Source organism: Peribacillus sp. FSL K6-1552 (assembly GCF_038005205.1).
In the GTDB taxonomy this organism is placed as follows: Bacteria; Bacillota; Bacilli; order Bacillales; family DSM-1321; genus Peribacillus; species Peribacillus butanolivorans.
Genome location: NZ_JBBOST010000001.1, coordinates 2,710,979 through 2,725,634, shown reverse-complemented (window position 1 = coordinate 2,725,634; position 14,656 = coordinate 2,710,979). Strand labels below are relative to the sequence as shown.

Annotated in this window: 14 protein-coding genes; all 14 read right to left on the bottom strand. The window is 40.7% G+C overall.

Going from position 1 to position 14,656, the window contains the following annotated elements; all coding sequences use genetic code 11:
- Positions 1-18: 18 nt before the first annotated feature.
- The 14 genes from NST21_RS13205 to NST21_RS13140 all read right to left on the bottom strand — a co-directional run bounded on the left by NST21_RS13205 (position 19) and on the right by NST21_RS13140 (position 14,646).
- Positions 19-570 (bottom strand): cysteine hydrolase family protein, encoded by a 552-nt coding sequence (locus NST21_RS13205; protein WP_340889509.1) that lies wholly within the window; start codon positions 568-570, stop codon positions 19-21.
- Positions 571-584: 14 nt separating this feature from the next.
- Entirely contained in the window at positions 585-1,349 is a 765-nt protein-coding gene (locus NST21_RS13200) for an NUDIX domain-containing protein (RefSeq protein ID WP_252432847.1), read from the bottom strand.
- Between the two features lie 204 nt (positions 1,350-1,553).
- Positions 1,554-3,083, bottom strand: a complete 1,530-nt coding sequence (locus tag NST21_RS13195; protein ID WP_053345958.1) for an acyl-CoA carboxylase subunit beta — start codon at positions 3,081-3,083, stop codon at positions 1,554-1,556.
- A 23-nt stretch (positions 3,084-3,106) separates the two neighbouring features.
- Positions 3,107-3,889 (bottom strand): enoyl-CoA hydratase, encoded by a 783-nt coding sequence (locus tag NST21_RS13190; RefSeq protein WP_057215481.1) that lies wholly within the window; start codon positions 3,887-3,889, stop codon positions 3,107-3,109.
- Positions 3,890-3,908: 19 nt separating this feature from the next.
- Positions 3,909-4,808 (bottom strand): hydroxymethylglutaryl-CoA lyase, encoded by a 900-nt coding sequence (locus NST21_RS13185; RefSeq protein ID WP_056519313.1) that lies wholly within the window; start codon positions 4,806-4,808, stop codon positions 3,909-3,911.
- 17 nt (positions 4,809-4,825) lie between these two features.
- A complete protein-coding gene (locus tag NST21_RS13180; protein WP_056519310.1) occupies positions 4,826-5,038 on the bottom strand; it encodes an acetyl-CoA carboxylase biotin carboxyl carrier protein subunit in 213 nt (70 codons plus the stop codon).
- 71 nt (positions 5,039-5,109) lie between these two features.
- On the bottom strand, positions 5,110-6,459 hold the full coding sequence (locus NST21_RS13175) for an acetyl-CoA carboxylase biotin carboxylase subunit (protein WP_340889507.1): 1,350 nt from the start codon (positions 6,457-6,459) through the stop codon (positions 5,110-5,112).
- A gap of 12 nt (positions 6,460-6,471) precedes the next feature.
- Entirely contained in the window at positions 6,472-8,118 is a 1,647-nt protein-coding gene (locus tag NST21_RS13170; protein WP_340889506.1) for an AMP-binding protein, read from the bottom strand.
- Between the two features lie 113 nt (positions 8,119-8,231).
- Positions 8,232-9,374 (bottom strand): acyl-CoA dehydrogenase, encoded by a 1,143-nt coding sequence (locus NST21_RS13165; protein ID WP_340889504.1) that lies wholly within the window; start codon positions 9,372-9,374, stop codon positions 8,232-8,234.
- A 63-nt stretch (positions 9,375-9,437) separates the two neighbouring features.
- Complete coding sequence (locus NST21_RS13160; protein ID WP_098174577.1) at positions 9,438-10,049, bottom strand: TetR/AcrR family transcriptional regulator; 612 nt, start codon at positions 10,047-10,049, stop codon at positions 9,438-9,440.
- 312 nt (positions 10,050-10,361) lie between these two features.
- Positions 10,362-11,123 (bottom strand): hypothetical protein, encoded by a 762-nt coding sequence (locus tag NST21_RS13155; protein ID WP_340889503.1) that lies wholly within the window; start codon positions 11,121-11,123, stop codon positions 10,362-10,364.
- A gap of 28 nt (positions 11,124-11,151) precedes the next feature.
- Positions 11,152-12,198: a cytochrome d ubiquinol oxidase subunit II gene (locus NST21_RS13150; protein ID WP_340889502.1), complete on the bottom strand. Its 1,047-nt coding sequence runs from the start codon at positions 12,196-12,198 to the stop codon at positions 11,152-11,154.
- A 15-nt stretch (positions 12,199-12,213) separates the two neighbouring features.
- Entirely contained in the window at positions 12,214-13,575 is a 1,362-nt protein-coding gene (locus NST21_RS13145) for a cytochrome ubiquinol oxidase subunit I (protein ID WP_340889501.1), read from the bottom strand.
- A gap of 564 nt (positions 13,576-14,139) precedes the next feature.
- Positions 14,140-14,646 (bottom strand): acyl-CoA thioesterase, encoded by a 507-nt coding sequence (locus NST21_RS13140; protein ID WP_056519293.1) that lies wholly within the window; start codon positions 14,644-14,646, stop codon positions 14,140-14,142.
- Between the last annotated feature and the right edge of the window lie 10 nt (positions 14,647-14,656).

The window sequence follows — 14,656 nt, the reverse complement described above, 5'->3', positions numbered from 1 at the left end:
CTGTTGCGTGAATAGATATTAAAGAATGGTTGCTCCAAGTGATCCTTTAAAATGTGTAAGTGCCCATTCGTGACCGGTACTATTGAATGAGGCCACTGCATTTTCGTAAACAAAGATTTTATAGCCTAAATTGTAAGCGTCAATTGCAGTATGTAATATGCAGATATCGGTACACACACCGACTAAATATACGTCGGTAATGTCCCGTTCCCTAAGTCTGATATCAAGGTCCGTTCCTACAAAAGCCGAATAACGTGTTTTATCTATATAATAAACATTCCTTAGATTTTTATTTGTTTCATATTCCTCTTTTAACGTACCATATAGGTCTCTACCCATTGTACCGCTAATATTATGTGGTGGAAACAATTTCGTTTCAGGATGTAAGCGGTCTCCTTCTTCATGAAGATCAATCGCAAATACCGTGTATTCCCCTTGCTTGATAAATTCCTTAGTTATACCGACCAGTGTATCTTCGATTTCCTGTCCAGGCTTTCCACATGTCAATGCACCGCCGTCTGCCACGAAGTCATATGTATAATCAATATTGATTAAAGCCTTTTTACCCATTTCACTCATTCCTCCTAATAATAAATAGAGTCCATGACAATCTCTGCATTAAATCGGTAAAGTTGTGAAGGCCGAAATGAATTACGTTTAGTTTTCTTCTGTAAGCCCTTTTCATCCAATACTTTCTCCAAGAACGGGAGCTTTGGGGCTTTTGCAAAAAAAAGTGAATCTGCACTGATTTTCGCATCATCCCTAACTGTTAGTAAAACCCGTTGGAGTTCTGAAAGTGTAAATTCTTCTGGTAAAAACTTTTGAGCTATCGTTGTTTGCACCATATCTTTTTTCATTAAATTTATCGCTTCATTAATAATTGTATAATGATCAAAAGCAAGTTCTAATTTTAAAGCTTCCTGTATCGTGAACAATTCCACCTCAGCTGCATCGTCATTCGCTTTTCTTTGATGAAGAAATTCTTCCTGAACAATTGCATAAAAAGCATTAGAGATAATCCACCCTCTCTGATCACGTCCCGGATGGTCATATACACCAAAATGCTTCACATGAAATCCTGTCACACCTGTTTCTTCTTTTAATTCTCGTTTGGCTGCCTCATAGGCTGTCTCGCCAGCATTCACAAAGCCACCGGGTAAAGCCCATTTATCACCTTCAACATTCGGACTTCCTTCCCTATCTTTTGCAGCACGTTTGATTAATAATAGCTTTAATAACATTTCAGGCGGGGCTTTCTCGGCCGTCTTCTTGGTGGTAATCGTAAAGATCGCAATATCTGCTGTGTATCCATCTGGAGTAATATATTTCTTTTTTTCCTGCTGAACCATGGCAACTCTCACTTTCTTTTACTAAGACTGAAAATGTAGTAATTAGTAAATCATTAATTACTAATTATAGTACTCTTCCTTGGTTAATATTGCAATACTTAACTTAGTAAAATTTTCATATTATTAGAAAAATCATTCATCCTATTCTTCCATACTGCAAAATAAATAGCCCGGTCAACATGACCGGGCTGTTTATTATATTTATTATACGGGATATACTCCGTGTTTACGCTCAGTAAATGTCATTTGCTTGCTACTATACGCTTCAAACCGAGCGCTCAATTCATCACGCAGGTCATTTGGCTGGATAATAGCATCCACAATCATCTCTGAGGCTAAGCGGTAAATATCAATATCTTCATTATATTCATTTCGCTTCTGCTCAATGAAAGCAGGTCGTTCTACTGCATCCATTGCACTGATTTTGTTAGCATAGACTGCGTTAACCGCTGCTTCCGCACCCATAACAGCAATCAAAGCAGTTGGTAAGGCCAGAACGCAATCCGGTTCAAAAGCAGGACCTGCCATCGCGTATAATCCGGCACCATAAGCCTTACGAACAACGACAGAAATTTTGGGAACCGTGGCTTCGCTCATTGCTGATATCATTTTCGCACCATGGCGAATAATGCCCGCCTGTTCGACCTTAGTTCCAATCATAAATCCTGGAATATCCGCTAGGAACAAAAGTGGGATATGGAAAGCGTCACATAAATTGATGAACTTGGCGGCCTTGTCAGCAGAATCATGGAACAGAACCCCCCCTTTGACACGCGGCTGGTTGGCTATAATTCCAATCGTTTGGCCATTTAACCGTGCAAGACCAGTAATCAATTCAGGGGCAAATAATTTTTTGATTTCGCAAAATGAATTACGGTCTATAATCCTGTCGATTAGGTCATACATATTAAAGGCAGCATTTTGATTTTTTGGAATCAGCTCTTCCAGCGTTTTTTCAAATTCAGCAGGTAGCTCAGGTTTGGTAGCTTTCGGCTTTTGTTGATAATTTCCTGGAAAATAGCTTAAGTATCGGCGAGCAAAGGCAATGGATTCTTCTTCTGATTTAACGAGTACATCACCACATCCTGAAACGGAACAATGCATTTTCGCTCCACCCATTTCCTCTTCGGTCACTTTTTCGCCAATGACCATTTCGGCCATCCTCGGTGACCCTAAATACATGGATGCATTTCCATCAACCATAACAACAATATCGCAAAAAGCAGGGATATATGCCCCACCTGCTGCGGAAGGACCGAACAATAGACAGATTTGAGGCACTTTTCCAGATAACTTCACTTGGTTGTAAAAGATCCGGCCTGCCCCACGGCGTCCAGGAAACATTTCGACTTGATCCGTTATGCGGGCACCGGCTGAATCGACTAAATATAGTAGTGGCAATTGTAACTTATCAGCGGTTTCCTGAATGCGGATGATTTTCTCGACAGTCCTTGCTCCCCAAGAACCTGCTTTTACAGTCGAATCATTGGCCATGACACAGACCCTCTGTCCGTTGATTTTGCCGATGCCTGTAACGACACCGTCTGCAGGCAGCCCATCACTCGCACAATTTGCGAAGAAGGCGTCCTCGATTTCAACTCCTTCGTCAAATAGAAGCTGTAGCCGATCACGTACGAAAAGCTTCCCTTTTTCAGCATTTTTTTGATGATATTTTTCTAAGCCGCCTTTTTTTATCGTTTCTACCGTTTCTGTAAGTTTATCCGTCGTTACCATCTATGTTCCTCCTTCAATTGAAATCAATTACCCGTAAATACCGGTTTGCGTTTTTCCTTGAATGCTGACAGACCCTCCAGTCGGTCACGGGTTTGCAGTGTTGTCTGATAGCAGTCCTTCTCGATTTGCAATCCAGTTTTCAAGTCTGTATCTGCCCCTTGATTCATGGCAGCTTTTGCCGCTCTTAGTGCTAAAGGGGCATTGACAGCAATTTCTCCAGCCAGTTTTTTCGCTTCCTCAAGCAGATGTTGAGGCGGGTACATATGGCTGATGATTTGCATGGCATGTGCCGTTTTAGCGTCCAGTCTCCTTGCCGTATAAATCAGTTCTTTCGCAGTCGCCATTCCGACAATCCGCGGCAACCGCTGAGTACCTCCACCGCCTGGAATTATTCCAAGCGCAGTTTCAGTCAGTCCCATCTTTGCCGTTTCAGATGCGATGCGAATGTCACAGGCAAGAGCAAGCTCAAGTCCTCCGCCAAAAGCGGAGCCATTAATTGCAGCAATGACTGGAACTGGAAGATTTTCAACCGCTGTAATCGTGTCACCAATTAGCTTTAATGTCTCCCTGACTTTCTCGTCATTCATCCCTGCTCGTTCCTTTAGATCTGCACCAGCACAAAATGCCTTTTCTCCAGCTCCTGTTAGTATGACTGTCCGCAGATTAGACTGTAATTTCAATTCATTCAGTCCTTCGTATAAGCAATGAAGTAGTTCTGTGGATAACGCATTGGCAGCATCCGGCCGATTTAAGGTCACAATGGCAATTCCCTGTTCCTCATGACTAATCTCTACTATCGATGTCATAGTTTCACCTCATGTTTTTTTATTGCGCGTTATAGACAGCCATCTGATGGCTAGGCAATGGTTTTTCCAAGAAGCTTTGCATCATAGACGCTGCACCTATAAGTTTCCCTTGATCGATTCCCGTGTGAATCCCCATATTATGTAGCATATGAATCAGGTCATCCGTAGCTACATTCCCGCTCGCACCTGGTGCATATGGGCATCCCCCTAAACCACCGAGCGCGGAGTCGAAAGTTTTAATTCCATAATCTAGTGATTTGAGGACATTAGCGAGAGCCATGCCTCTTGTATCATGAAAATGGAGAGCAATTCGGTCTATATCGTATCTTTTTACAGCCTGTTCAAGGAATAAGGCTACCTGTCTAGGAGATGCGACACCGATGGTATCTCCTAATGATAGCTCGTTGATTCCGTATTCAAACAGCTGATCACAAACCTTGAAAACCTGTTCGATTGAAACCTCGCCTTCATAAGGACACCCGAATACGGTTGAAACATATCCTCGAACTGATTTCCTGCTTCTTGCTGCTGAATCGATGACTTCCTTTAATACAGGAAAGGTATCTGAAATCGTTTTATTTATATTCTTTAGATTATGGGTCTCACTTGATGACATGAAAACTGAAATTTCATCAATATCCGCTTCTAGGGCCGACTCCAATCCTCTTTGATTCGGAACAAGAGCCGCATAGGTGATATCTGGATTCCTATTGATACCCTTGGCTACCTCCACAGCATCACTCAATTGAGGAATCCATTTTGGATGTACAAAAGAAGTGGCTTCAATATAGGAAAGACCAGTATCAGAAAGCTGATTGATCCAGTCTATTTTTCTTTGCGTCGGTATAATGACCTTTTCATTTTGAAGCCCATCACGCGGACCCACTTCTTTAATGGTTACTTTTTCAGGCCAATTCATTTTACCCCTCCGTCTCTTTATTCAATGACGGCCAAAACGTCGCCCTCATTTACGAAATCCCCTTCATTTACTTTAAGTTCCTTAACAGTACCCGCTTCCTCAGCAGCAATGGGGATTTCCATTTTCATGGATTCTAAGATTATGATATCCTGTCCATCGGTAACACTTTGACCTTCACCCACTACGATTTTCCATACACTTCCTGCCATACTTGCTTTTAATTCTGCCATATCATATTCCTCCAAATAACTTTAGTTTTTATAAACGGATCGGTCTTCCCTCCCGGTCCCCGACAAACAGTTTATACAGTAATTTTTTTAATATATTTATCAATAAAGTCCGTTGTTGTATCGCCTTTAGAAAAAGCTTCATGGACGATTATTTCCTTAAGTAGAGGAAGGTTCGTTTTAATTCCATCTATTTTATAGGTGTTCAATGCTTCTCTTAATCTATCGATGGCTTCATTCCTCGAACCACCGCTTACTACCAATTTGGCGATCATAGGATCGTAAAAATGTGAAACGACCGATGTGTTCTGAACGGCCAGTTCATGACGAATCCCTTCACCTTCAGGAAGTTTCAAACCGCTAATTTTCCCCGGTGCAGGATAAAAGGTTTTGGGATCTTCCGCATATATGCGCACTTCAATAGAGTGCCCCTCCCTTTTCACCTCTTCTTGTGTAAAGTCGAGTTTGTTGCCTGAAGCAATTTTAATTTGCTGTTCAACAAGATCAAGTCCTGTGATTTCCTCAGTGACCGGATGCTCGACTTGAAGGCGTGTATTCATTTCTAGAAAATAGAAGTTTTTATCGGCATCAACTAAGAATTCAAGGGTACCCGCATTACAATACCCGATAGCCTTCACCGCTTTTACAGCGGCTATCCCCATCTGCTTTCTTGTTTCTTCATCAAGAAAAGAAGAAGGGGCTTCTTCTACGACCTTCTGGTGGCGCCTTTGAACGGAACATTCTCGTTCCCATAAGTAAACAGCATTTCCAAATCCATCTGCTAATACTTGAATTTCGATATGACGGGGTTTTTCAATCAATTTTTCAATGAACATGTCTCCATTACCGAAAAATAATTGAGCACGTTTTTGATTCCCTTCGAATGCTTTTAATAGTTCATCGGCATTTGCAACTGCCTGCATACCGATACCACCGCCGCCGGCTGACGCTTTCAACATAACTGGATACCCTATCTTTTCGGCAACTGCCGCTGCTTCAGCGCTATCAATTAATGGCCGTGAGAACCCTGGAACTAATGGAAGTCCTGCTTGCTCCATCTTTTTTCGCGCTTCAACTTTATTGCCCATCTGCTGGATAACTTCAGGTTTGGGTCCAATGAAAATCAATCCAGCATCTTCACATGAGCGAGCGAAATCTGCATTTTCACTAAGAAATCCGTATCCTGGATGGATGGCATCTACACCGGTTTCTTTAGCTATTTCTAAAATCTTCTTGACGTTTAAATAGCTTTCCTGTACTCTGGACCCTCCCAATAAATAGGCCTCATCCGCATATTCTACAAATGGTGCTTCCGAATCTGCCTCGGAATAGACAGCGACAGTACTAATTCCCAAATTCTTGCACGTACGGATTACACGTGATGCAATTTCTCCTCTGTTTGCGATAAGAATTTTTCGAATCATTCGATATCCCCCTTATTTGGTACGTTCCGTTAATAGTTCAAGAGTTTGCTCCCGAAGCTTATACTTTTGAATTTTCCCAGATGCAGTCATTGGATATCCATCAGTAAATTGAATGTATCGAGGAATTTTGTGAAAAGATATTTTCCCTTTGCAATACGCTCTCAATTCTTCCTCCGTCAAGGTTTCTCCTGCTTTCAAAATGACCCATGCCGCTACCTCTTCCCCATACTTCTGATCGGGAACACCAAGGATTTGGACATCGACTATAGCAGGATGCTGATAGAGAAATTCTTCTATCTCGCGCGGGTATATATTTTCCCCGCCGCGAATAATCATATCTTTCAGTCGGCCAGTAATCTTGCAATAACCGTTTTCGTCCATCACCGCTAAATCTCCTGTGTGGAGCCAGCCCTCCGAATCAATCGCTTGCTCCGTCGCTTCCGGATTATTATAATACCCCTTCATGACATTGTATCCTCTTGAACAGAGTTCTCCTTGTCTGCCCCGCTTGACTTCTTCTCCGCTATTAGGATCAATGATCTTCACTTCCACATTCGGAAGAGCCTTTCCCACTGAGGATACACGAAGTTCAATTGGATCATCGGTACGGGTCATCGTAATTCCTGGGGACGATTCCGTTTGACCATAGGTAATCGTGATTTCAGAGATTCCCATCTTATCCACCACGTTTTTCATAACTTCTATCGGACAAGTGGAGCCAGCCATTATTCCAGTCCGTAATGAACGTAAATCATACTGATCGAAGTCATCGAGATTCAATTCAGCAATGAACATAGTCGGCACCCCGTGAAGCCCCGTACATTTTTCAGCTTCCACTGTCTGAAGTACAGTACGTGGATTGAATTCTACGATTGGCACCATTGTGGCTCCAACAGTAACAGAGGCCATTGTACCAAGGGAACAGCCGAAACAATGAAACAGTGGGACGGGGATACAAAGCCGATCATTCTTTGTAAGCTTCATACAAGCTGCAATATTTAGCCCATTGTTGACTAAATTCGAATGTGTCAGCATGACCCCTTTTGGAAATCCAGTCGTCCCTGAAGTGTATTGCATATTAATGACATCCTCAGGAGCAAGGTCCTTCATTCGGATGTCCAGCATCTCCTCCGAAACCGATTCGCTTCCGCTTATGACGTCTTCCCACGAAAACGTACCAGGATAACGCGTTTCACCTAAGATAATGATATTCTTTAATTTTGGCAGTTTTTCAGATTGTAACTTTCCTGGTTTAGCCGTTTTCAATTCAGGAACTATCTCATAAAGCGTATCTATATAAGAATGATCCTTAAATTGTTCCATCAGGATTATCGTCGTCGCATCCGATTGATGAAGCAGATATTCGAGTTCACTTGTGCGGTAATTTGTATTGACCGTAACCAGCACACCGCCCATTTTTGCAGTTGAAAATTGGGAAATCAGCCATTCCGGTTTATTAGACGCCCATATGGCGATATGTTCCCCTTTTTCAATCTCAAGTGACATGAAACCACGGGCCGCCTTCCGGCAAACTTTTTCAAATTCACTGTACGTATAACGAAGACCTAGTTCGTGATAAACTACCGCTTCATTATTACCGTATTCTTCAGCTGTCTTTTCAAGCAGTTTTCCGATAGTAACATCTAGCAAATCAGACATCAAACTCCTCCCAATAAGTAAAAGTAAGTATGAACGCTTCTTGCTGTATAGAAATAATCTGCCTTTCACCAAAATGAACAGAAGCATTTTGGTTCATTTGCGTTCGAAAAAGATTAACAGCCCAATTGTCTGGCGATTACGATTCTTTGAATTTCTGATGTCCCTTCCCCAATTTCTAGTAATTTAGCATCTCTTAAATAGCGTTCCACCTCATATTCCCGCATATATCCAGACCCGCCATGGATTTGTATGGCTTGATTGCTCGTTCGGAACGCAGTCTCACTTGCAAAAAGCTTAGCGAACGCCGCTTCTTTCGCAAAAGGTTTTTTATTGTCTTTTAACCACGCAGCTTTATATACCATATTTCTTGCTAATTCAATCTCCATCGCCATGTCAGCAAGTTTGAATTGGATTGCTTGAAAATTTGAAATAGATTTACCGAATTGAACTCGCTCTTTTGAAAAAGCTAAAGCCTTATCAAAAGCTGCTTGCGCAATACCGACCGCCAACGCGGCAATTGAAATCCTTCCACCGTCTAAAGTGAATAAAAACTGTTTGAATCCTTTTTCTGGATCCCCCAATAAGTTCTTCTTTGGCACTCGAACATTATCAAGAATGATTTCACATGTATTTGAAGCTCGAACTCCCATTTTTTCATAATTACTATTAATTGTTATTCCCGGTGTATCCGTTGGGACGATGAATGCAGAGATGATGTTCTTGCCTCGACTGTCTTTTCCCGATACAGCCGTTACGGTGACAGTTCTGGAATAGCTTGCATTAGTTATCCATGTTTTCTCGCCATTTATCACATATTCATCACCTTCTAATACTGCGGTCGTTCTCGTACCGCCCGCATCAGATCCCGCATTCGGCTCGGTCAACCCGAAAGCTGCCAATGTTTCACCGGTCGTGATTGGAATAAGATATTTTTGTTTCTGTTCCTCGGTACCAAAATAATAAATCGGGCTTGCTCCAAGTGAAACGGCTGCTGCATAGCTTAAACCGGTGCCTCCACAGGCCTTGCCAACCTCCTCAACGGCAATAGCATACGAAATCGTGTCTCCGCCTGAACCACCATACTCTTCAGGAAATGGAATCCCCAGTAGCCCCAGCTTCCCCATTTTTTTGAATACATCCTCTGCAAACATAGACTTTGCATCCAGTTCTATCGCAATTGGTTTTATTTCTTTTTCAGCGAAATCTCTTACCATATCCTTAATCATCTGCTGTTCTTTTGTAAGTGAGAAATCCATTTCTTTATTCCCCTTTCTAATGAGACCGACTAGTTGGTCTGTGAAATACAAGCGATTTTATTGTTAATCCACAACCATCTGATTTTTTAGTAAATATGGCTGGGTTATTGCGTCTTTTTTTTGTTTATCTGTTAATAATGCCTGTAATATTAAATCGACGTAAATTTCTCCAATTTCCTCGATTGTTTTTCCCCCGTCCCTTTTGTACCATTTATAGGACCAGTTCACCATGCCTAAAATAGACATTCCGGTGATTTCAACCGGCAGTTCGCTGCGGAATTCACCCTTGTCAATTCCTTCTTGAATTACGGAAAATATGATTTCTTTATACATTTGACGCTTTTTTTTGATTGCTTCTACATAAGGTGGTTTTAAGTATATGCTTTCTTGATAGAAAACTGAGATGTGTGGTTTATAGAGGTCAAAAACTTTAACAAATGATTGAATAATCTTTTGCATTTTTTCTGTTGGGTGGGCACTTGCTGAAATGGCTTCCTGTGCTTTCGTTAAAACATATGAAATAAAGTAATCATGAATGACAAATAAGAGTTCGTCTTTAGAAGAAAAATGGTGATAAAAACCACCTTTGCTTGTTCCGCATTCCTTTACAATTTCGTTAACGGAGACGCCATGAAAACCATGCTGTTCAAAGAGTGTCAGCGATGTTTCGATTATTTTTTCTTTTAGCTCCGTAAGACAGCACCTCCTGTTGTATCCGCTTACATTTTATCCAGTCATATTAAGAGAAATAGTGTGATTATACATAAACTGGATTTATTTAGATTTTACCAAATATTTTATATTTGTCAATTTTTAATTACAAACTAAAAACAGCTCTCATACTTAAGAGCTGTCTCCTATTTTATTCAAGCCAATAATGCCTTGGTGATACATAGCAAACAAGATGTTTAAATTCTGGATAAGTTGAGTGGAATTAACTCCTTTGGTGTTTCAAGATCCCACTCCTCCTCAAGCCTTGTGCACTGACTACTCTTTCTTCTTTACCTTGATTGGTTTAACCTGGGCCTTTACAAGTTTCCACCCATCGTTGTAGGTCCATACTGATTTAATCTCCATCAACGGATCACGCTCGTCGGCCCCTTTCACATATTGAACCCCCACAAGGCCCTTTCCTTTTCCAAAAACGGTCTTGGGGTTCAATGACGAGTAGGGATCAACCAAAAGCTCGGTCGGTTCATTCAACTTTCCATCTTGATAAATACCTAATTCTTCATATTCTTGTTTTCTTGAACTGACATCTATCACCACAGGCTTTTGCCCTTCAATAATGATTTCCGCTTTGTAGCCGTCAAGAAATTGAGCCATTACAGGTACAGATGGCGGAACCTCTAATTCCTGAACTTTTCCATCTTTGAACGTGAAGGCATAACTATTTAGCAAGCGATCAGTACCTTCCATCAAAACCGTGACTAAAACATCCTGAACCCCATCCTTATTCAAGTCAGCAAGCTTGAGGTCGGGATTATACCCTGCTTTTAGAGGTACGCTAATTGTACGGCGGTTGCTTTCAACACTCAGCTCTATTTTTTTAAGAAACTTGCTTCCTTTCTCATACGGCAATCCTTGAACCTGGATGATATCTATTTTTTGGTCACCTGTGACATCTCTTTTTGTCGAAATATAGGTCCCATCAACTTGAAAATTTTTATCATGTGCTTCAACTGCTTGATAACTTAAAAAGAGTGAGATGACTAAAACTGCATATTTTAGCAAATCTAACTTTTTCATAGTGATAACCTCGCTTTTAGAAGATATACTAATTCGTCATTTGTCGCCGTTTGAATTTTCGACGTTGATCTTTCATAAAGATGGACCAGAAATAATAGAAACCTGGAACTAAAATCGCAAAGCCTACAATATATGTGGCAAACACTGCCCGGAATGACGTCGGGTCGGTAAAACCTGAGAGGATTGTTACATTCGGATAAATGATATATGGCAAATGAGCAATCCCATAAACATAGCTGCCGACCAAATACTGAATGATAATCGCTATGACAGCGATTCGCGGCATTCCTTTAACCTCCCGTTTAGAAAAATAAGGAAGATATAGAGTCACTCCGCTAATGATAAAAAAGACTAACGAAATGAGTAATAACGCAGAGTTTTTCATCATCCCTTCGTAGAGCCAATTCGCTTCACTTTTTAATGTAATCATCACCATCATTGCCATGACTAACATAAGCGGCCCCGTTATCATCGCGTCCCGCCGGTATATTTTATATGCTTTCATTTCATCAGCCTGTTTTGAGTAATCAGATAGAAGTAACGATGATAAAAACAGCGTGCTCAAAATTCCGAACCCCATAAAGGCATATTCATTTGGACTTGTGAAAAGCTTGAAAAGATTAAGTTCTTCATTTCCTCGCATTCCTTCAACAAACCCAAGATGGGTAATCGGCAAAACACTGATTAGTAGCCCGGGAATGATTAATCCAGTTAACCCCGATATATACGTTAATGCTTTTTCATACTTGTCGACACTATGTGAGAAAACTAAGAACGCACTTCTAATACAAAGAAGCACTAAAATTAAACTTGCGGGAACAATTAATGCTACCCCAATGGTAAAAACTGCCCCCGGAAACAAACTATAAATGGCAACGACAAGGCCAACTACGAAGGTATTAGTCACTTCCCATGTAGGAGATAAATAGCTGTTTGCTATCTTTGTAGCATTCGTTTCTTCCTTTTTAATGTAAGTCATTGCCCAGAAACCAGCTCCAAAATCCATCGAAGCCATAATTGCATAAAGAAAAATAAAACCCCACACTAGCGTTATTGCAAGAAGAGCATCACTCATTGGCTTTCCCCCCTTTTATGAATTAGAATCGAACAGCCTCACATCTTTCTGTTCGGCTTTATATATATCATCCATCACAGAATGACGTTTGAAATAATACAAAAGTGTAAATACGACGGATACGCATAAAATGATATATACAAGAATGAACATCGTGAATAAAAACCCTAGATTTTCATAGGAAGTCACTGAATCCGCAGTGGAAAGCATCCTGTATATCGTCCACGGCTGTCTGCCTGTACAAGCAAAAATCCAACCGCATTCTATCGAAATCACCGATAACGGGCCTGCAGCAACAAACAGCCATAGAACCCATCTGGGATAAGTATCCTTCTTCAACCACTTATTCCAGACTAAAGCGAACAAGGCTAAAGCGATTAAGCCTGAACCAATAATGACCATAGCATTAAATAAAATATGGACATAAAGCGGTGGCCAATACTCTTCTGGAAAATCGTTCAAACCGGTAACGACTGTATCAAAACTATTGCCTGATAAGAAGCTTAATAACCATGGAAATTCAATCCCATACTTCACTTCCTGAGCTACCCTGTCGGTATAGCCGAATAAAGTAAGTCCTGCATGGTCCTTTGTTTCAAACAAGCCTTCTGCGGCCGCCAATTTTTCCGGCTGTTCCCTATATAAATGCTGGGTCGTCGCGTGACCGTTAAGTGCCGTCAAAAAAGAGAAGACCAATCCTAATACAATGCTGAGCTTTAATGCTTTTTGGTGAAAATTAAATTCAGTAGTACCAAATTTATTCTTCAACATCTTATAGGCTGCAACTGCCGCAACGACAAAAGCACCTGTTGTATAAGCTGTCAGTGCAGTATGTCCTGCTGTTACTAAGAAACTTGGGTTAAAAAAAGCCGCCCAAGGATCAACATCGACAATTTCCCCATTTTCAAACCGAAACCCAGCCGGTGTCCCCTCAAAAGCATGTACATTGGAAATCAAGACAGCTGATGCCATTGCTCCAAAAGCAACAAAGAATAAACTCACGACACGAGCCCATGGCTTGATTTTTTCAGCAGCATACACGTAGATGGACATGAACAACGCTTCAATCATAAATGCATAAATCTCTATCTGGAACGGAAGCGCCATAACTCGCCCAATCACTTCCATGAATCCAGGCCATAAAAGTGACAGTTGTACACCCGCAATCGTACCAGTCGGAATCCCAACCCCAAGCAACACCCCTAAAGTTTTGGTCCAGCGTTTGGCCATGACAACATACTGTAAATCTTTTGTCCTTTGATACATCAATTCTGCCGCCAACATCATCATCGGCAACCCGACGCCAATCGTTGCAAAAATGATATGTACAGCCATATTCGTCCCGAACATCGCACGGGCCATTTGTATATGATCCATACTGTCTTCCTTTCTAACCTTTGTCTCCTGATAGTATCTCCGCATAAAAGGAAAATATTTAATAAAATTCCACATACTATGTTTTCTGAGTTTTTGTCGGAATTTTGTAGGTTGCTTACCGTTATTTGAGTATTAAATTTCATTTATTCTGTCGAGGTTATTCTTGGGATATATTATTTCCAGTTGATCGCTTCTTAACCTAGATTAGATTGCATGTACGAACGGCGATTTTATTATAGCTGTGCAAATAATAAATATTTCCTTCTCATAAAAATACACACATACCCTACAATATAGTAGTCTATGTGTGTATTTGCGGTCGGCATTGACATTTGCCCAATTTTAGGAGGAATTTTCACAAACATCAGATTAAAAGCACGGGTACTAGCCTATATATATGTATTTAATATGTCAGGATCCTAAATACCCTTTGAACCTTCTTATCAATCACTTCCTGTGAATAATAAATCATCCTGTAACTGAATTAACTTTTTTTCATTCCTCACATTTTGATTTATCGTCTTTGCACCTCGTAGGTTATAAGTTTTATCTTCTATATGAAAGTTAAGGATAATCTACATTTAAAAACGTAGCCACATCTTTGCTTTTTTGTTTTCTCTGTTTCCGCATACTTGCTCGATCTAATGCCGTTTCATGTAATTTTTTTTCTTCTTCTGTCTCCGGAATAACTTGTGGAACACGTGTTGGACGTTTATGTTCATCAAGTGCAACAAATGTTAATAGAGCAGTCGCTGCAATTCTACGTACACTGCTTTTTAAATCTTCTGCAATAATTTTCACAAATACCTCCATTGAAGATGTGCCTGTCCATGCCACATAAGATATAAAACAAACTGAATCTGTTGTTCGAATGGGATGTAAAAAGTCAACTGAATCTGTTGAAGCAGTTACACATTCTCTTCGGCTATGTCGTGCTGCAGAAATCGATGCTACTTGATCTACGTCACTCATTAACCGGCCGCCAAATAATGTATTATGATTGTTCACATCATTTGGGAATATACGACTTGTTCTTATCACCCTTGATTCTCTGCAATATTTTGCTTCTATAAACCCGTCC